At 65.4% G+C, this 17,142-nt stretch carries 17 protein-coding genes; 14 read left to right on the forward strand and 3 right to left on the reverse strand.

The window, feature by feature from the left end; translation table 11 throughout:
- The first annotated feature begins 35 nt into the window (after nucleotides 1–35).
- From ACXZ1M_RS16815 to ACXZ1M_RS16825, 3 genes are all read left to right on the forward strand, one after another.
- Nucleotides 36–983 carry a glycosyltransferase gene (locus ACXZ1M_RS16815; RefSeq protein ID WP_459048811.1) on the forward strand — a complete coding sequence of 316 codons (948 nt, stop codon included), beginning with the start codon at nucleotides 36–38 and terminating at the stop codon, nucleotides 981–983.
- Complete coding sequence (locus tag ACXZ1M_RS16820) at nucleotides 976–2,880, forward strand: hypothetical protein (protein WP_459048812.1); 1,905 nt, start codon at nucleotides 976–978, stop codon at nucleotides 2,878–2,880. Before ACXZ1M_RS16815 ends, ACXZ1M_RS16820 begins: the two co-directional genes overlap by 8 nt.
- Nucleotides 2,881–3,005: 125 nt before the next feature.
- The gene (locus tag ACXZ1M_RS16825) at nucleotides 3,006–4,427 is read left to right on the forward strand and encodes a GntP family permease (RefSeq protein WP_459048813.1); all 1,422 of its coding nucleotides are present in this window, start codon (nucleotides 3,006–3,008) and stop codon (nucleotides 4,425–4,427) included.
- Here the strand turns inward: ACXZ1M_RS16825 and ACXZ1M_RS16830 are convergent.
- From ACXZ1M_RS16830 to ACXZ1M_RS16840, 3 genes are all read right to left on the reverse strand, one after another.
- Nucleotides 4,369–5,181 carry a DNA-formamidopyrimidine glycosylase family protein gene (locus ACXZ1M_RS16830; RefSeq protein WP_459048814.1) on the reverse strand — a complete coding sequence of 271 codons (813 nt, stop codon included), beginning with the start codon at nucleotides 5,179–5,181 and terminating at the stop codon, nucleotides 4,369–4,371. The two genes, ACXZ1M_RS16825 and ACXZ1M_RS16830, sit on opposite strands and share 59 nt — an antisense overlap.
- A gap of 61 nt (nucleotides 5,182–5,242) precedes the next feature.
- Nucleotides 5,243–5,956, reverse strand: coding sequence for a site-2 protease family protein (locus ACXZ1M_RS16835; RefSeq protein WP_459048815.1), 714 nt, complete (start codon nucleotides 5,954–5,956; stop codon nucleotides 5,243–5,245).
- A gap of 3 nt (nucleotides 5,957–5,959) precedes the next feature.
- Nucleotides 5,960–6,913, reverse strand: coding sequence for a DUF2167 domain-containing protein (locus tag ACXZ1M_RS16840; protein ID WP_459048816.1), 954 nt, complete (start codon nucleotides 6,911–6,913; stop codon nucleotides 5,960–5,962).
- A 120-nt stretch (nucleotides 6,914–7,033) separates the two neighbouring features.
- Here ACXZ1M_RS16840 and ACXZ1M_RS16845 point away from each other — a divergent pair, with 120 nt between their 5' ends.
- Genes ACXZ1M_RS16845 through ccmI form a run of 11 tightly spaced genes read left to right on the forward strand, consistent with a single transcriptional unit; the run spans nucleotide 7,034 to nucleotide 17,075 of the window.
- Nucleotides 7,034–8,497: an amidohydrolase family protein gene (locus ACXZ1M_RS16845; protein ID WP_459048817.1), complete on the forward strand. Its 1,464-nt coding sequence runs from the start codon at nucleotides 7,034–7,036 to the stop codon at nucleotides 8,495–8,497.
- 51 nt (nucleotides 8,498–8,548) lie between these two features.
- Nucleotides 8,549–10,186: a M28 family metallopeptidase gene (locus ACXZ1M_RS16850; RefSeq protein WP_459054030.1), complete on the forward strand. Its 1,638-nt coding sequence runs from the start codon at nucleotides 8,549–8,551 to the stop codon at nucleotides 10,184–10,186.
- A 15-nt stretch (nucleotides 10,187–10,201) separates the two neighbouring features.
- A complete protein-coding gene (gene ccmA, locus ACXZ1M_RS16855) occupies nucleotides 10,202–10,906 on the forward strand; it encodes a cytochrome c biogenesis heme-transporting ATPase CcmA (protein ID WP_459048818.1) in 705 nt (234 codons plus the stop codon).
- The gene (gene ccmB / locus ACXZ1M_RS16860) at nucleotides 10,900–11,556 is read left to right on the forward strand and encodes a heme exporter protein CcmB (RefSeq protein ID WP_459048819.1); all 657 of its coding nucleotides are present in this window, start codon (nucleotides 10,900–10,902) and stop codon (nucleotides 11,554–11,556) included. The genes ccmA and ccmB overlap by 7 nt, the downstream gene beginning before the upstream one ends.
- 25 nt (nucleotides 11,557–11,581) lie before the next feature.
- The gene (gene ccmC / locus ACXZ1M_RS16865; RefSeq protein ID WP_459048820.1) at nucleotides 11,582–12,322 is read left to right on the forward strand and encodes a heme ABC transporter permease CcmC; all 741 of its coding nucleotides are present in this window, start codon (nucleotides 11,582–11,584) and stop codon (nucleotides 12,320–12,322) included.
- On the forward strand, nucleotides 12,319–12,477 hold the full coding sequence (ccmD, locus tag ACXZ1M_RS16870; RefSeq protein ID WP_459048821.1) for a heme exporter protein CcmD: 159 nt from the start codon (nucleotides 12,319–12,321) through the stop codon (nucleotides 12,475–12,477). The genes ccmC and ccmD overlap by 4 nt, the downstream gene beginning before the upstream one ends.
- Nucleotides 12,467–12,904: a cytochrome c maturation protein CcmE gene (gene ccmE, locus ACXZ1M_RS16875; protein WP_459048822.1), complete on the forward strand. Its 438-nt coding sequence runs from the start codon at nucleotides 12,467–12,469 to the stop codon at nucleotides 12,902–12,904. The genes ccmD and ccmE overlap by 11 nt, the downstream gene beginning before the upstream one ends.
- Complete coding sequence (locus ACXZ1M_RS16880; protein ID WP_459048823.1) at nucleotides 12,901–14,856, forward strand: heme lyase CcmF/NrfE family subunit; 1,956 nt, start codon at nucleotides 12,901–12,903, stop codon at nucleotides 14,854–14,856. The genes ccmE and ACXZ1M_RS16880 overlap by 4 nt, the downstream gene beginning before the upstream one ends.
- Nucleotides 14,853–15,392, forward strand: a complete 540-nt coding sequence (locus tag ACXZ1M_RS16885; protein WP_459048824.1) for a DsbE family thiol:disulfide interchange protein — start codon at nucleotides 14,853–14,855, stop codon at nucleotides 15,390–15,392. Before ACXZ1M_RS16880 ends, ACXZ1M_RS16885 begins: the two co-directional genes overlap by 4 nt.
- Nucleotides 15,385–15,825 (forward strand): cytochrome c-type biogenesis protein, encoded by a 441-nt coding sequence (locus ACXZ1M_RS16890; RefSeq protein WP_459048825.1) that lies wholly within the window; start codon nucleotides 15,385–15,387, stop codon nucleotides 15,823–15,825. Before ACXZ1M_RS16885 ends, ACXZ1M_RS16890 begins: the two co-directional genes overlap by 8 nt.
- Entirely contained in the window at nucleotides 15,822–17,075 is a 1,254-nt protein-coding gene (ccmI, locus tag ACXZ1M_RS16895) for a c-type cytochrome biogenesis protein CcmI (RefSeq protein WP_459048826.1), read from the forward strand. The genes ACXZ1M_RS16890 and ccmI overlap by 4 nt, the downstream gene beginning before the upstream one ends.
- Nucleotides 17,076–17,142: the final 67 nt, after the last annotated feature.

Raw genomic sequence — 17,142 nt, forward strand, 5'->3', positions numbered from 1 at the left:
CGCCTTTGCCCGCCACCACCCCTCTTATTCGCATCATGACCCTACCCCGCACCACGCGCATCGCCATTCTGGTGCCTTGTTACAACGAGGCGCTGACGATCGCCGCCATCGTGCGCGATTTCCAGACGTATTTGCCGCAGGCGCAAGTCTATGTGTTCGACAATAACTCGACCGACGACACCGTGCTGATTGCGCGCGAGGCCGGCGCCATCGTGCGACACGTACCGGCGCAGGGCAAGGGCAGCGTGGTGCGGCGCATGTTCGCCGACATCGAGGCCGATGCCTATGTGATGGTCGACGGCGACGATACCTATGACGCCAGCGTGGCGTCGCAGCTGGTGGCGCGGCTGGTGGAAGAGGGGCTGGACATGGTGGTCGGCAACCGCATCAGCACCGAGCAGGCGGCTTATCGTCCCGGCCACCGTTTCGGCAACGCCATGCTGACCGGTTTCGTGTCGTCGATTTTCGGGCGTACTTTTACCGACATCCTGTCCGGCTACCGCGTGTTCTCGCGCCGCTACGTCAAGTCGTTCGCGGCGCACTCGGCCGGTTTCGAGATCGAGACCGAGCTGACGGTGCACGCGCTGGCGCTGCGCATGCCGGTGGCCGAAGTGCCGACCGTGTACAAGGCGCGTCCGGAAGGTTCGGTCAGCAAGCTCAATACCTATCGCGATGGTTTCCGCATCCTCGGCACCATCCTGCGCCTGTTCAAGTCCGAGCGGCCGCTGGCGTTTTATTCGATCTTCGCGGCGTTGAGCGCGCTGCTGTCGCTGGCCTTGGCCGAGCCCATCGTGCAGACCTATCTCGATACCGGCCTGGTGCCGCGCCTGCCGACCGCCACGCTGTGCGCAGCGCTGATGCTGTTGGGCGTGATCCTGCTGGTGTGCGGCATCGTGCTGGACGCGGTCACCAAGGGCCGCACCGAGCAGAAGCGATTTGCCTACCTGGCCCAGCCCGGACCGGGCGCATCTGCCGATGAGTGATCGCCTTGCCGTCGGCCTGCTGGCCCGCCTCGACGCACGTCTGGCGGCGCCCTGCGCATGGCTGGCGCGCCGTACCGCTTTTCTCAACCATCCGCACGCCGGCTGGTGGGCCATGCTGCTGGTGCCGGCGCTGCTGGGCTTGCTGTCTTTGGCCAGCGGCCAGGACGACGGCTGGGACATGCGCAACTATCACCTGTACAACGTCCACGCGCTGCTGAATGGCCGCATCGGATTCGACCTGTCGCCGGCCGGCTTCCAGAGCTATTTCAATCCGACGCTGGATTTGCCGTATTACTACCTGAACCAGTGGCTGCCGCCGCGCGCGGTCGGTTTCGTGCTGGGCGCGTTGCACGGCCTGGCGTTCGTGCTGCTGTACGGTATTGCGCGCCAGCTGTTGGGCGTTGCCGCGCCGCGTCGGGTGGTGGTGTTGCTGGCTGCCGCCGGCCTGTGCGCGCCGGGCTTCCTCAGCGAGCTGGGCAACACCATGGGCGACAACCTGAGCGCGCTGCCGGTGCTGGCCTCGCTGTATCTGGTGCTGCGCGGATGGGACACGTTGGCGCAACGGAGCGCGCCGACGTCGCCGGCTTTGTCGCTGCTGCCGGCCCTGCGGGTGCTGCTGGCGGCAGGCGTGGCGATGGGGCTGGGCGCGGGACTCAAGCTGACCAATGCGCTGTATGCGGTGGCGCTGTGCGCGACCTTGCTGAGCGTGCCGCTGCCATGGTGGCAGCGTCTGCGGTTGTCGCTGCTGTTCGGCATCGGTGTGCTGGGCGGCATGGCTGTCAGCGGCGGCTGGTGGTTCCTCAAGATGTGGCAGACCTTCGGCAACCCGGTGTTTCCGCAATTCAACAACATCTTCCGCAGCCCGCTGGCGCCGGAGCAGGGCGTGATCGACGTTTTCTTCCGTCCGCAGGGCGTGTTGGAAAACCTGCTGTGGCCGTTTATCTTCATGTTCAACACGCGCCGCGTGTCGGAGATTCCGCTCAAACTGGCCGTGTGGCCGCTCCTGTATCTGGCGTTGCTGGCGGTGGCGGCGGTGTGGCTGCTGCGCCGACGAAGCGCCAATCTGACGCCAACGCCAACGCCAACGCTGGCGCCGCGCAGCGGCTTCCTCCTGCTGTTCGTGGCGCTGGCCTATCTGGTATGGATGCGCATGTTCAGCATCTACCGCTACCTGGTGCCGCTGGAGTTGCTGGCGCCGCTGGCGATCTGGCTGGCATGGCGCTACATCGCACCGCAGGCGCAGCGTCTGGCCGTCCTGGTGCTGGCCGCGCTGGCCCTCGGCGTGTTCCCGATGGCCAACTGGGGCCACGCGGCATGGGCCGACCAGTCCTTCAGCGCCGAACTGCCGCCGATCGCCAAGCCGGCCGACAGCATCGTCTTCTTCGCCCAGCCCGATCCGCCGTCGGGCTGGATGGCCACTTTCCTGCCGCCGGAAGTGCGCGTGATCGCGCTAGGCACCGGCATGCCGGAAGCGCCTGCTTGGCGCGCGCGCCAACTGGCGGCCATCGCCGAACGCTCCGGCCCACACTACCTGCTGCTGAGCGCCGCCCGCAACGACCGCGACGGCACGCGCCTGCGCAAGCTGGCGGTGGCGCAGTGGCTGGGCCTGACCGGCGACGCGGCCGGCTGCGACAAGCTGGACAGCCTGATGCAGCGCGTGCGCGTGCGCCTGCAAGTGGAGTTGCGTCGCCTGCCGACGGGCGGCTGCACCTTCGACCTGCTGCCGCAACACCGCGTCGACCTGGCCGCGCAGGACCGCGCCACCATCGCGGCGGCCGCACAGCGTCTGCAGGAATACGGCCTGCAACTGGACGTCGCCGCCTGCGGCACGCACCGCGCGGCAGTGGGCGCCGAGCCGCGTCCTTTCCTATGGTGCCCGGTGACGCGCCAGCCCTAGCACAGACTGGCTGCTTTGCCCATCCGCCATGCGGCCACCTGCGCGACTCCGCTCCCGCTACTGAGCAGCATCGGCAGGCGACAAGCTCTACAATGGAGACAAATCAACTTGTCCCCGGAGACGGCATGTCCTTCCTGATCGTCCTTGCAGCGCTGGTATTTTTGATGCTTGCCGCGTATCGCGGCTACAGCGTCATCCTGTTCGCCCCCATCGCCGCGCTGGGTGCGGTACTACTGACCGACCCTGGCGCCGTGGCGCCGGTGTTCAGCGGCATCTTCATGGACAAGATGGTCGGCTTCATCAAGCTCTACTTCCCGGTATTCCTGCTGGGCGCCGTGTTCGGCAAACTGATCGAACTGTCCGGCTTTTCCGAATCGATCGTGGTGGCGGCCATCAAATACATCGGCCGCTCGCGCGCCAACGCCGTGATCGTGCTGGTGTGCGCCTTGCTCACCTACGGCGGTGTGTCGCTGTTCGTGGTGGTGTTCGCCGTGTATCCGTTCGCCGCCGAGCTCTACCGGCAAAGCAACATCCCCAAGCGCCTGATGCCGGGCGCCATCGCGCTGGGCGCGTTCTCGTTCACCATGGATACCCTGCCGGGCACGCCGCAGATCCAGAACATCATCCCGACCACCTTCTTCAAGACCACCGGCTGGGCCGCGCCGTGGCTGGGCGTGATCGGCTCCATCGTCACGCTGGCGGCCGGGCTGGCCTTCCTTGAGTGGCGCCGTCGTACGGCTATGGCCACCGGTGAAGGCTACGGTGCCGACGCCGGCAAGGACGCCGCCAAAGCCGCCGGCGACGATGCCGCAGCCACGCGCGGCAAGCTGCCGCATCCGCTGCTGTCGGTGGCGCCGCTGTTGCTGGTCGGCGTGGCCAACTTCGCACTGACCAAAATGATTCCCGGCTGGTACGGCGACACCTACGCGCTCACGGCCGACGCCTTGCCCGGCCTGCACGCGCCGGTCAGCCTGCCGATAAAGTCGGTGATCGGCATCTGGGCAGTGGAAGGCGCGCTGCTGCTGGGCATCCTGCTGACGGTGGCGACCGCCTTCGGCCGCATCCGCCTGACGTTCGCCGACGGTACCAAGGCGGCGGTGGGCGGCGCGCTGCTGGCGGCCATGAACACGGCGTCCGAATATGGCTTCGGTGGCGTGATCGCGGCGCTGCCGGGCTTCCTGTCGGTCAGCCATGCCCTGCGTAGCGTGCCCGATCCGCTGGTCAATGCGGCGGTGTCGGTGACCTCGCTGGCGGGAATCACCGGTTCGGCCTCGGGCGGCATGAGCATAGCGCTCGCGGCCATGTCGGACCAGTTCATCAAGGCGGCCGAGGCGGCGCAGATTCCGCTTGAAGTAATGCACCGCGTGGTGGCCATGGCCAGCGGCGGCATGGACACGCTGCCGCACAACGGCGCGGTGATCACCTTGCTGGCCGTCACCGGCCTGACGCACCGTCAGTCCTACCGCGACATCTTCGGCATCACCGTCATCAAGACGCTGGCTGTGTTCGTGGTGATTGCGGTCTATTACCTGACCGGGCTGGTTTAGCCTTGGGCTGCAGCGCCGGCGGGTACTGCTTCTGGCACTGCGTGCAGAAGAAGCTGCGCCGGCGCGTCTTGCCCAGGTGTCCCTTGTGGAAGGGAATGTCGCAACGCGGGCAGATGCGTTTGGTGTGGGCCAGCCAGTGCTGCTTGAGCACGAAGGCCTTCTTCCACTTGAGGAAATCGAAACTGTACTCGCGCGCCTGTGCCACCAGCTCGCGCAGCTTGGCGGCCGGCAGTGCGCCCACCGTCGATAGCGGATGGACGCGGATGCGGAACAGCACCTCGTTCTTGATGATGTTGCCGACACCGGCAAAGATATCCTGATCGAGCAGGGCGTCGCACACCAGCGTGTCCGGCGCGGCGCGCAGCTTCTTCAGCGCCAGCCTGGGCTCCCACAGGTCGGACATCACATCGCCGCGCCAGTCGTAGGTGTCGTCCAGGTCGGGCGGCAACTGTTTGATCGAGCAGGTGTAGAAATTGAATTCATCGCCGTCGTCGAACTGCAGGCTCAGACGCGGCTCGGCATCTTTGCGTTCGTTGATGCGGTAACTGCCGAACATCAGCAAATGGATGCGCAGCGCCAAGGTCGGCAACTGGATCAGGAAATGCTTGCCCCAGCTGCGCAGCGCCACGATAGGCTGTCCTTCGAGCGCGGCGAAGTCGATACCCTTGCTATTGCCACTGGCGCGCGCGATGGTGCGGCCGGCGAAGCCCTCCGCCTGCTCGCGCAAAATAACAATCGATGGACCTTCCGGCATGATCAGCCTCCGCGTACGGTGAGCTGACAGTGTGGCTGCGCACCGCGCGCCGGACTGTACGTTAGCTCACCGAGCCGCCCAGCATCTCATGAATGTTGTAGCTCATCATGGCAAGGAAGGCCACCAGGCCGAGGTACATCACGCCGTAGTTGATGCGGGTGTCGCGTGGCACTTCATAGTAGGTGGCGGACTTGGCCGGATTGCCCCAGATCGCTTCCTTCAGTTGTGGATAGGCCAGTACCGCCACCAGAATCAACATCGGACTCGGATGGTAGAAGAACAGCGCCGCCAGTAGCGGCACGCCGGCCAGCCAAACCTTGGGGGAGATGATGGCCGTGATGCGGCCACCGTCCAGCGGCGAGATCGGAATCAGATTGAAGAGGTTGAGCATGCAACCGGCGTAGGCCAGGGCCAGCAGCAGGTTGCTGTCGTGATCGCGCGCGACAAAGTAACAGGCCACCGACGCCAGCGTGCCGGCCAGCGGCCCTGCAAAGCCGATGTAGGCTTCGGTCTCCACATCGTGCGGCAGTTCCTTGAGTTCGATCCAGGCGCCGACAAAGGGAATGAATGTCGGCGCTCCGACGTCCAGCCCGCGCTGGCGCGCGGCAGCGTAGTGACCCATCTCGTGGACGAAGATCAGCGCCACGAAGCCGGCCGCGTAACGCCAGCCGTAGATCCAGCTGTAGGCGATCACCGATAGCAACATGGTGCCGCAGGTCATCAGCAGCTTGCCCATTTTGCCCGCCGCCAGCAGCCAGATGATCAGCTTGCCCATGACTTACTCCGGCTTGCTCAGATCGACCGTGCTTGCCGCTTGGGCTTGTTCGGCCTGCTCGGCTTTTTCGGCTTTCTTGCGGCCCAGCAGCTTGTAGACCCAGCTGCCCACGGCGGCCACGCCGATCAGGATGATTTTCTTGAACGCCAGCAGCAGCGCAAAGATCTTGCCGAAGAAGCCCAGCTTGGCCGCGACGCCGCCGGCCACCAGCGCGGCCAGGCCGTACTCGGCCACCTTGTCGGTGCTGGCGTTGAAGTCGGTGTAGCGGTTGCCCGGCGTGAAATCGGTGAACGCTGTTACGTTCTTCATTTCTTGCCGTACCTGCGCGATCTGGTCCATGCCGGCTACCGCGTTGAGCACCAGCACGCCTTCGCGGCCCAGCACGCGGATGTTGTAGTTCAAGCCATTGTATTGGTCTCCTTCGCTGCGCAGCTCCTTGGCCCAGTACAGCTTGTGCTGGGCCTTGTTGTAGCTCGGTTGTTCGGCCCAGCCCACCAGGGTCATGGGCGCATAGCCTTGTTCCTTGCGCGCCTTATTGTTTTCTTCCATGCCTTCCTGCATGTCCTTGAGCAGGTCGGTGTAGTTGATCTTGTCGGCATCGTCGTCCTTGACGTGGCCATCCTTATCGTAGGTGACCACCACGCCCCAGCCGGCAGAACTGAGTGGATTGACGTCGGCCGGCACGATCATGCCCAGCGTTTTGGCGCCCGGCGGATTGCCCCAGCCCTCGCTCAGCAGCTTGCCGGTGTCGGCCGGATCCAGGTAGCGGAAGTTGGACGGAAGATCCAGCGTGGCGATCTGGCCCGGCAGCTGGATTTTGCCGTCGCGGAAAGTTAGCGATGCCAGCAATTGCTCGGCGCTCAGCTTGGGGGCGGCGCCGGTCGCTGCGGCAGTGGCGGTGGCCGGCAGACCGGCGATCAGGATCAGGCTCAGCAGAGCGGCAAAAAAGCGGGGCATGCATTCTCCTTGTATAAAGTTAGTATCCTACAGGAAATAGTTGCGCATTTGGTAATTACTTATGGCATTGTCGGCAAGGTTGATTCGTGGCAGTATGTCCGGTCAATACAAGGGGGATGAATGCGACTTCAGAGCAAGCTGGCCGGTGTGGCCCTGGTTTTCAGCGCCGCCGCGATGGCGCAGACGCCGTCCGCCGAAGTGCGCAAGTTCATCCAGTACGACCAGCCGCTGATCGCCCTCACGCACGTGCGTGTGATCGACGGCACCGGCGCTGCGGCGCAGGAAGACCGCACCATCGTGCTGCGCAATGGCCGCATCGAGGCCATCACCGACGCCCGCAGCGCGCCGCCCAAGGGCGCGCATGTGATCGATCTGACCGGCCGCAGCGTCATCCCCGGCCTGGTCGGCATGCACAACCACCTGATGTACGTGGAGTCGATCAACCGCGACGAAGACGGCAAGACGCCGCCGCCCGGCGTGTTCGTCACCGAGATCGCCTTCAGCGCGCCGCGCATGTATCTGGCGGCCGGCGTCACCACCATGCGCACCACCGGCAGCGTGGAGCCGTACACCGACCTGAATATCCGCCGCCAGATCGACGACTTCAAGATCCCCGGCCCGCACATCGACGTCACCGGTCCTTACCTCGAAGGCACGGACAGCTTCTTCCCGCAGATGGCGATGCTGACCGAGACCGAACACGCGCGCAAGACCGTCGACTTCTGGGCCGGCGAGGGCGCGACGTCGTTCAAGGCCTACATGAAGATCTCCAGCGCGGTGCTGGGCGCGGCCATCGACCAGGCCCACAAGCACGGCCTGAAAGTGACCGGCCACCTGTGCGCGGTCGATTACCGCCAGGCCGCAGCACTCGGCATCGACAACCTGGAACACGGCCCGGTGTTCACCGACACCGGCTTCGTCGCCGACCGCAAGCCCGACGAATGTCCTGCCGGCGGGGCGGTGGCCGCTTCGTGGGAGAAGCGCGAGATCGACAGCCCGGAAGTGCGCTCGTTGATCACCGAACTGGTGGCGCGCAAAGTCGCCATCACCTCCACGCTGCCGGTGTTCGAGGCCTTTGTGCCAACGCGCCCGCTGTTGTCGCGCAAGCAGATGGCGATGATGTCGCCCGAGGCGCTGCGCAGCCATCTGGAAGCGCGCGCGTTGACGGCCGCCGTGCCGGGTTACGCCGCGCGCCAGGAAGCGCTGTTGAAAAAAGAGATGGCCTTCGAGTTGGCCTTCGTGCGCGCCGGCGGCCTGCTGATCGCCGGTCCCGACCCGACCGGCAACGGCGGTACCTTGCCCGGCTTCGGCGACCAGCGCGAAGTGCAGCTGCTGGTGGAAGCGGGCTTCACGCCGGTGGAGGCGATCCGCATCGCCACGCTGAACGGCGCGCAGTACCTGGGCCGGCAGGACAGCATCGGCAGCATCGCGCCCGGCAAGCACGCCGACCTGGTGGTGCTCAAGGGTGATCCGACACGGCGCATCGCCGATGTCGAAAACGTGGAAATCGTGTTCAAGGACGGCTACGGCTACGACCCGGTCAAGCTGAACGCGTCCGTTCGCGGCATGGTCGGCATACGCTGACCGTTTTTTATGTAACCAAGGGAGAGTAGCTTGAAAAAAACCATGCTTGTAATGTCGCTGATCGCGGCGTTTTCGGCGGTCGCCGCGCAGGCGGCAAACGGTCCTGAGTTCGACGCAAAACGTCTGTCGCAGGATGTGAAAGTGCTGTCGTCCGACGAATTCGAAGGCCGTGGCCCGAACACTGCCGGCGAAGTGAAAACCGTCGACTACCTGATCGCCCAGTTCAAGGCCGCCGGCCTGCAGCCGGGCGGTGACCTGATCAAGGGCCAGCGCGCCTGGACCCAGGACGTGCCGCTGGGGCGCTTTGAAATCAAAGGTCCGGTCAAGCTGACCGTCAACGACGGCAAGACCACGCAGGAACTGAAGCAGGGCGATGACTTGGCCGTGCGCGCGTCGATGAACGGCTCCAAGCTGGTCGACTTCAAGAACGCGCCGCTGGTGTTCGTTGGTTACGGCGTCACCGCGCCGGAGCGCAAGTGGGACGACTTCAAGGGCCAGGACCTGAAGGGCAAGCTGGCCGTGGTGCTGATCAATGATCCGGACTTCGAAACCGGCGCCGGTGAATTCGGCGGCAAGGCCATGACCTACTACGGCCGCTGGACCTATAAGTATGAAGAGATGGCGCGTCGCGGCGCGCTGGGCACCATCATCGTGCACGAAACCGCGCCGGCCTCCTACGGCTGGGCGACGGTGAAGAACTCCAACACCAACGTCATGTACGACATCGTGCGCAAGAAGCCGACCGAGGCGCATGCGCCGATGGAAGCCTGGATTCAGCGCGACCTGGCGGTGGATCTGTTCAAGCGCGGCGGCCTCGATTTCGAAGCGCTGAAGAAGCAGGCGCAGACGCGCGACTTCAAGCCGGCGCTGCTCAAGGGTGTGACGCTGTCGGCCAACTACGCAGTCGATGCGCAGGTGATCACGTCGAAAAACGTGGTGGCACGCGTGGTCGGCGCCAAGAAGCCTGATGAAACCGTGATCTACAGCGGTCACTGGGACCATCTGGGCGTAGGCCTGCCGGATGCCAAGGGCGACAAGATCTACAACGGCGCGATCGACAACGGCACCGGCATCGCCGCGCTGCTGGAACTGGCGCGCGCTTATGGCAAGGCATCTGCGCCTGCGCGCAGCGTGGTGTTCCTGGCGGTGACGGCTGAAGAAAAAGGCTTGCTCGGTTCTGAGTACTACTCGGCCAATCCTGTGTATCCGCTGGCGACCACCGTTGGCGTGATCAACATGGATGCGCTGAGCGCGACCGGCATCGCCCGCAACTTCACCATTTCGGGCAGCGCCAAGCTGGATCTGCTGGATCAGCTGATCGCCAAGGCCAAGCAGTACAACCTGGCCTACACGCCGGATCCGCTGCCGGAAGCGGGCCACTTCTTCCGCTCGGACCACTTCCCGTTCGCCAAGCGCGGCGTGCCGGCCATCTCGTATGGCTCGGGTAACGATCTGGTCGAAGGTGGCGAGGCAGCCGGCCGCAAGGCGGAGGAGGCCTACACCACCAACAACTACCATCAACCGTCCGACGAGTGGAGCGCCGACTGGAGCTTTGCCGGCATGTCGCACGACCTGGGCATGTTGTATTCGCTGGGCCGCGACCTGGCCGACTCGAAGGCTTGGCCTAACTGGTCCAAGGACGCCGAGTTCCGCGCGGCGCGTGACGCCAGCGCTGCCAAGCGCAAGTAGGGTTGCTGCCGCGCGATGACGTTACAGGCCCACGATCTATGCTGCGTTCGCGGAGAACGCCGCCTGTTCAAGGGCTTGTCGTTGTCGCTGGCGGCGGGACAGGCGCTGCGCGTGCGCGGCGCCAACGGCAGCGGCAAGACCACCTTGCTGCGCACCCTGGCCGGCCTGGCGCAAGCCGAGTCGGGCGAGGTGCGCTGGCAGGGACGTGCTATTGCCGCCTGCCGCGATGAATATCATAGCCGGATGATTTATCTGGGCCATGCGGCGGCGGTGAAGGATGAACTGCTGGCATGGGAAAACCTGGTCTACGCCGCGCGCCTGAACGGGCGGCTGCTGGATCGCGAAGATGCCGAGCGTTCGCTGGCCGCGCTGGGACTGGGCCGCGCGGCGCAACTGCCGGCGCGCGCGCTGTCGCAAGGGCAGCGCAAGCGTCTGGCGCTGGCGCGCTTGCACGGCGCCGAGGGCGAGGCCGCACCACTTTGGATTCTGGATGAACCTTTCAATGCGCTGGACCAGGATGCGGTTGCCGTCCTGTGTGGCGCGCTTGATCAGCACTTCGCCCGTGGCGGCATGCTGGTCTACACCACGCACACCGACCTGCCACTGCATCCCGCGCAGGCGCTGGAGCTAAACCTGGACCGCGCCACCGCGCCCGCCGGTGCTGACCGCGCCGATGCGTCGCCGCAGGCCGGCGCCGGGCCGAAAGCACCTCCATGCTGATCGCCTTCCTTGGCATCCTGCGCCGTGACCTGCTGCTGGCGCTGCGCAACCGCGCGGACGTGCTGTCGTCGCTATTCTTCTTCGTGATCGTCGCCGCACTTGCGCCGTTGGGCCTTGGCCCCGAGCCGGCCATGCTGCGCGCCATCGGCCCCGGCATGCTGTGGATCGCCGCCTTGCTGGCCTCCATGCTGGCGCTGGGCCGCCTGTTCGCGCAGGACTACGCCGACGGCACGCTCGAACAAATGCTGCTATCGCCCGAACCGCTCACGCTACTGGTGGCCGGCAAAATCCTCGCGCACTGGCTCAGCACCGGCGTGCCGCTGATCCTGCTTTCGCCGCTGCTCGCACTGCAATTCGGCCTGCCCGCCGAGCAAATGGGCATATTGATGGCCAGCCTGCTGCTCGGCACCCCCATCCTCAGCCTGATCGGCGCCATCGGCGCGGCGCTCACGCTCGGCCTGCGCGGCGGCGGCGTGCTGATTGCGTTATTGGTTTTGCCATTGTACGTACCCGTACTGATTTTCGGCGCCGGTGCGGCTGTGGCGTCAGATCCACAATCGCATCTCTATTTACTGGGCGGCCTGCTGGCGGGCGCTGTGGCGCTGGCGCCGTGGGCCACGGCGGCGGCTTTGCGCATTGCACTGGAGTGATGGACGTTGATACAATGTCATCCTCATGAAAATCCAGCTTAACCGTCGGCTGTTCAGCTACGCGTCCCCGCAGCACTTCTATCCGTTGGCAGGCAAACTGGTTCCCTGGTTCGCCGCATTGGCGGTATTGCTGACGGCCGCCGGTTTGTACGTCGGCCTGGTACGCGCGCCGACCGATTGGCAGCAGGGCGACTCCTACCGCATCATCTACGTCCACGTGCCTGCCGCCTGGATGTCCATGGTGATCTATCTGGCGATGGCCTTCTGGGCCGGCCTGGGACTGGTGCTGAACACACGCCTGTCCTCGATGATGGCCAGCGCGCTGGCGCCGACCGGCGCCATGTTCACCGTGCTGGCGCTGTGGACCGGCGCCCTGTGGGGCAAGCCGACGTGGGGCGCCTGGTGGGTGTGGGACGCGCGCCTGACCTCCGAACTGATACTGCTGTTCCTCTACATCGGCTTCATGACGCTGCAATCGGCCATCACCGATCCGCGCCGCGCGGATCGCGCCGGCGCCGTGCTGGCGCTGGTGGGCGTGGTCAACATCCCGATCATCTACTTCTCCGTCAAATGGTGGAACACCCTGCACCAGGGCGCATCCGTCAGCCTGACCGCCGCGCCCAGCATGGCCGCCGTGATGTTGACCGGGATGCTGCTGGTGACGCTGGGCGCCTGGGCCTACACTTTCGCCGCCGCGTTGTCGCGGGTACGCAGCATCATCCTCGAACGCGAGCGGCGCAGCCCCTGGCTAAAGGAAGCAGCATGAGCGAATGGCTGCACATGGGCGGCTACGCCCTCTACGTATGGGGTTCGATCGGCGCGGCGCTGCTGCTGCCGGTCTGCGAAAGCGTGGCCCTGCGGCTGCGCCGGCGCGCCGCGCTGGAACAGCTGAAACATCAACAGGATCACGATGAAACCTAGACAAAAGCGCCTGGCGCTGGTGGCGGCGGGCCTGGCCCTGCTGGCGCTGGCGGCCTGGCTGATCTCGTCCGCCTTCCAGAAAAACCTGGTGTTCTCGGTGACGCCGACCGAGGTGCTGGCAAGCCATGACCGCGCGCGCAGCCTGCGCATGGGCGGCCTGGTGGAGAAGGGCAGCTTGCGCCGGGACGGCGACGGCGTCACCGTCGAATTCTTCATCACCGACCTGGCGCAGCGCGTGCCGGTGCGCTACAGCGGCATCCTGCCCGACCTGTTCAAGGAAGGCAAAGGCGCGGTCGTGCAGGGCAAGCTGGATGACAAGGGCGTCTTCATCGCCACCGAAGTGCTGGCCAAGCACGACGAAAACTACATGCCGCCGGATGCCGCGCGTGCACTCAAAGAGGCCGCCGAGGCCAAGGAAAAGAAATGATCGCTGAATTGGGTTCCTTCGCGCTGATGGTGGCGTTTTGTGTCGCGCTGCTGCAGGGCGTGGCGCCACTGGCGGCGTCGCTGGGCAAGCCCACGCCCGCCGCCGCGCGCTGGATGGCGCTGGCACGGCCGGCCGCCTACGCGCAATTCGGGCTGGTGACGTTCGCCTTCCTGTGCCTGGTGCAGGCCTTCGTGGTCAACGACTTCTCGGTGCTGTACGTGGCCTCGCATTCGAACACGCTGCTGCCGCTGCACTACCGCATCTCCGCCGTGTGGGGCGGCCACGAAGGCTCGCTGCTGTTGTGGATCCAGATCCTGGTGGTGTGGACCGCCGCTGTGGCGGCGCTGAGCCGCCAACTGCCGGCCGAGATGGTGGCGCGCGTGCTGGGCGTGATGGGCCTGATCAGCGTCGGTTTCCTGGCCTTCACGCTGTGGACCTCGAATCCGTTCGAGCGCCTGCTGCCGGCCGCCGTGGAAGGGCGTGACCTGAACCCGCTGCTGCAGGATATCGGCATGATCGCGCATCCGCCGCTGCTTTACATGGGCTACGTCGGCTTCTCGGTGGCGTTTGCGTTCGCCATCGCGGCGCTGATCGGCGGCCAGCTTGATGCCGCGTGGGCGCGCTGGTCGCGTCCATGGACGCTGGTGGCGTGGACCTTCATGACCTTGGGGATTTTCCTCGGCAGCTTCTGGGCGTATTACGAATTGGGCTGGGGCGGCTGGTGGTTCTGGGACGCGGTGGAAAACGCCTCCTTCATGCCATGGCTGGTCGGCACGGCGCTGATCCACTCGCTGTCGGTGACGGAAAAGCGCGGCAGCTTCAAGAACTGGACCGTGCTGCTGGCGATCATGGCGTTCGCGCTGTCGCTGCTGGGTACTTTCCTGGTGCGTTCGGGCGTGCTGACGTCGGTCCACGCCTTCGCCACCGATCCCGCGCGCGGCCTGTTCATCCTGGTGTTCCTGGCCATCGTGGTCGGCGGCTCGTTGCTGCTGTACGCGTGGCGCGCACCGCAAGTGGGCGTGGGCGGGCGCTTCGCCGTGTTCTCGCGCGAGTCGCTGCTGCTGATGAATAACCTGCTGCTGGTGGCCGCCGCCGGCACCGTGCTGCTTGGCACGCTGTACCCGCTGTTCCTCGATGCGCTGGACATGGGCAAGATCTCGGTCGGCCCGCCGTATTTCGAAACCGTGTTCGTGCCGCTGATGGCGCCGATGCTGTTGTTGCTGGCCGCCGGGCCGTTCCTGCGCTGGAAGCAGGCCGGCTTCAAGGATGTGCGCAGCTTGCGCTGGGTGGGCGTGGCCGCCTTGCTGTGCGCGATCGCTGCCGCTGTTGCGGTGGGCGCCTCGCCGCTGCTGGTGATGGGGCTGACCCTGGCCGCCTGGATTTTGCTGGCCTCCGTGTGGCACCTGCTGCAGCGCCTGCGCGTGTTTGAAGACAACCGCACGCGCTTGAGCCATCGCCTTTCCACGCTGCCGAGCAGCTATTGGGGCATGCTGATCGCGCACGCCGGCATCGGCGTGTTCGTGATCGGCGTGACGCTGGTGAAGGGGCGCGAGATTTCGCATGACGTGCCGATGCAGAGCGGCGACATCCATCACGTTGGCGGCTACGACTTCCGCTTTGTCGGTCTGCAGAACGTGCAGGGGCCGAACTACACGGCGGTGCGCGGCACCTTCGATGTGACGCGTGACGGCAAGCATATCGCCACGCTGCTGCCGGAGAAGCGTCAGTTCGCCTCCGGCGGCATGCCGATGACGGAAGCGGCGATCAATCGCGGCCTGTCGCGCGACCTGTATCTGGCGCTGGGTGAAGAGGTCAAGTCGGGCAACTGGATTGTGCGCATTCAGCACAAGCCGTTCGTCGCGTGGATCTGGGCTGGTGCTTTGCTGATTGCGTTCGGCGGTTTGCTGGCGGCGTTGGACAAGCGCTACCGCCTGAAGAAGGGCAAGGCATGAAGCGCTTTATCGTACCGCTGGGCGTATTCATTGCGCTGCTGGGATTCCTGTGGGTGGGCCTGCGGTTGAATCCGCGCGAGGTGCCGTCGCCATTGATCGGCAAGCCGGCGCCGGCGTTCGCGCTGGCACAGTTGCATTTGCCCGAGCGCCGCATCGGCACGGGCGATATGGCGGGGCAGGTGTGGATATTGAATGTGTGGGCTTCGTGGTGCGTAGCTTGCCGCCAGGAGCATCCGCTGCTGATGGAAATGGCGCGCATGAAGCTGGCGCCCATCGTCGGGCTGAATTACAAGGACGGGCGTGATGACGCCATCGCCAACTTGCAGCAGGCTGGCGATCCTTATGTGGTGTCGGCGTTCGATCAGGACGGCCGGGTCGGCATCGACTATGGCGTGTATGGCGTGCCGGAGACTTTCGTGATCGACAAGCGCGGCGTGATCCGTCATAAGCAGATCGGAATTTTGACGCCGGAGGTGATGACTCGCACCATCGTGCCGCTGATTGAAAAGTTGAACAAGGAGAGCGGCAATGGTTAAGTGGATTGCTGCTTTGCTGATGGTGTTGGCTTGCGGCGCGCAGGCCAATGAGGATCTGGACAAGCGTGCGGCGGCGCTGGAGGAAGAGTTGCGCTGTCTGGTGTGTCAGAACCAGACCATCGCCGATTCGCATGCCGGCCTGGCTGCCGACTTGCGGCGCGAGGTGCGCGAGCAGCTGGCGCAGGGCAAGTCGGAGCAGGAGGTGCTGGATTTCATGGTGCAGCGGTATGGCGATTTCGTGCTATATCGGCCGCCGGTGAAGAGCAGCACCTGGTTGCTGTGGTTCGGGCCTTTCCTGTTGGTGGCGGCCGGCGCGCTGCTGCTGATTTCGCGCTTGCGCGCGGCGCGGACGCGCGTGGCCGGCGTGCAGCCGTCCGAAGAACAATTGCAACGCGCCCGCGCGCTGCTGGATAACGACAAGGAGCAGCCATGAACGGCTTCGTATTCGCCGCCGCTGTGATTTGCGCGCCGGTTCTGTGGCTGATTTTGCGTCCGCTGCTGTCGCGCCGCGACATGGCCGCCGCGCCGCAGGCCGATCAACTGAATCTGGCCGTCCTGCGCGATCAATTGCGCGAGCTGGATGCGGACCGCGAGCAGGGCAGCATCGATCCCGAGGCCTACGCCGCCGCCCGTCGCGAACTCGAACAGCGCGTCGCCGAAGACGTGCATCCGGCCGCGCGACCTGCCGCAGCAGCGTCGCCGGCTCTGCGCTGGCAGGCTGCCGTGGTTTCGGTCGCGCTGGTCGCCGGTGCGGCTGGTCTGTACGGCTTTCTCGGCACGCCAGGAGCTCTGGTCACGCCCGACGCCGCGCCTGCGGTCGCCGCCCAAGGCCTCGATCCGCACACCAGCACCGAAGCCGAAGCCATGGTCGCCAAGCTGGCCGAGCGCATGGCGCGCGAGCCGCAGGACCCGAACGGCTGGGCGCTGCTGGCCCGCTCTTACAGCGCGATGGGCCGCTTCGTTGCCGCCAGTGGCGCCTACGCGCGTCTGGTCGCCCTGATCCCCGACGACGCCCAGATCCTGGCCGACTACGCCGACGTCCTGGCCATGACGCAGAACCAGAAGCTGGACGGCGAGCCGGAACGCCTGCTGGCGCGCGCCCTGGCCGCCGATCCGAAAAACGTCAAAGCCCTGATCCTGTCCGGCGACGCCGCCTTCAGCCGCCAGGATAACGCCACCGCCGCGCTGCGCTGGCAAGCCGCCCTGGCCAACGCCACTCCCGGCTCGGAATTTGCCCAGATGGCCCGCGACAACCTGGCCCACCTTGGTGCGCCAAGCGAAGGCCCGGCATCAGCGACGGCCGCGCCAATCGCCGCCATGCCGCCCAGCCATCCGGCTGCGGCCAACGCCGCCGTCAGCGGCAGCCTCGAACTCGATCCCGCGCTGCGCGCCCAGGTATCCGACACCGACACCGTCTTCATCGTCGCGAAAGCCGCCGATGGCCCGCGTTTCCCGCTCGCCGTGCTGCGCAAACAGGTACGCGACCTGCCCATGCAATTCACGCTGGACGACAGCATGGGCATGATGCCCGACGTGAAACTGTCGCAGTTCGACAAGCTGATCATCACCGCCCGCATCTCCAAATCCGGCAATGCCATCGCCGCGCCGGGCGATTTGGAATCGACTCCACAGCCCGCGAAACCGGGCGACACGTCGATACAGTTGCGTATACGCGCCAAATGACGATATCTCAAAATTTCCCAAGTCTAATAGTGTTAGACTGCAAGAACATAGTTAACTATTTGTAATC

It is taken from the genome of Duganella paludis (assembly GCF_054461335.1).

Excerpts from the sequence above, each read along its gene's own strand:
- ccmA (WP_459048818.1), top strand. The coding sequence starts at position 10,202 with ATGACGTTACAGGCCCACGATCTATGCTGCGTTCGCGGAGAACGCCGC.
- ACXZ1M_RS16835 (WP_459048815.1), bottom strand. The coding sequence starts at position 5,956 with ATGGGCAAGCTGATCATCTGGCTGCTGGCGGCGGGCAAAATGGGCAAG.
- ACXZ1M_RS16830 (WP_459048814.1), bottom strand. The coding sequence starts at position 5,181 with ATGCCGGAAGGTCCATCGATTGTTATTTTGCGCGAGCAGGCGGAGGGC.
- ccmD (WP_459048821.1), top strand. The coding sequence starts at position 12,319 with ATGAGCGAATGGCTGCACATGGGCGGCTACGCCCTCTACGTATGGGGT.
- ccmC (WP_459048820.1), top strand. The coding sequence starts at position 11,582 with ATGAAAATCCAGCTTAACCGTCGGCTGTTCAGCTACGCGTCCCCGCAG.
- ccmE (WP_459048822.1), top strand. The coding sequence starts at position 12,467 with ATGAAACCTAGACAAAAGCGCCTGGCGCTGGTGGCGGCGGGCCTGGCC.
- ACXZ1M_RS16850 (WP_459054030.1), top strand. The coding sequence starts at position 8,549 with ATGTCGCTGATCGCGGCGTTTTCGGCGGTCGCCGCGCAGGCGGCAAAC.
- ACXZ1M_RS16825 (WP_459048813.1), top strand. The coding sequence starts at position 3,006 with ATGTCCTTCCTGATCGTCCTTGCAGCGCTGGTATTTTTGATGCTTGCC.
- ACXZ1M_RS16890 (WP_459048825.1), top strand. The coding sequence starts at position 15,385 with ATGGTTAAGTGGATTGCTGCTTTGCTGATGGTGTTGGCTTGCGGCGCG.
- ACXZ1M_RS16820 (WP_459048812.1), top strand. The coding sequence starts at position 976 with ATGAGTGATCGCCTTGCCGTCGGCCTGCTGGCCCGCCTCGACGCACGT.
- ACXZ1M_RS16840 (WP_459048816.1), bottom strand. The coding sequence starts at position 6,913 with ATGCCCCGCTTTTTTGCCGCTCTGCTGAGCCTGATCCTGATCGCCGGT.
- ACXZ1M_RS16815 (WP_459048811.1), top strand. The coding sequence starts at position 36 with ATGACCCTACCCCGCACCACGCGCATCGCCATTCTGGTGCCTTGTTAC.
- ccmB (WP_459048819.1), top strand. The coding sequence starts at position 10,900 with ATGCTGATCGCCTTCCTTGGCATCCTGCGCCGTGACCTGCTGCTGGCG.
- ACXZ1M_RS16845 (WP_459048817.1), top strand. The coding sequence starts at position 7,034 with ATGCGACTTCAGAGCAAGCTGGCCGGTGTGGCCCTGGTTTTCAGCGCC.
- ACXZ1M_RS16885 (WP_459048824.1), top strand. The coding sequence starts at position 14,853 with ATGAAGCGCTTTATCGTACCGCTGGGCGTATTCATTGCGCTGCTGGGA.
- ACXZ1M_RS16880 (WP_459048823.1), top strand. The coding sequence starts at position 12,901 with ATGATCGCTGAATTGGGTTCCTTCGCGCTGATGGTGGCGTTTTGTGTC.
- ccmI (WP_459048826.1), top strand. The coding sequence starts at position 15,822 with ATGAACGGCTTCGTATTCGCCGCCGCTGTGATTTGCGCGCCGGTTCTG.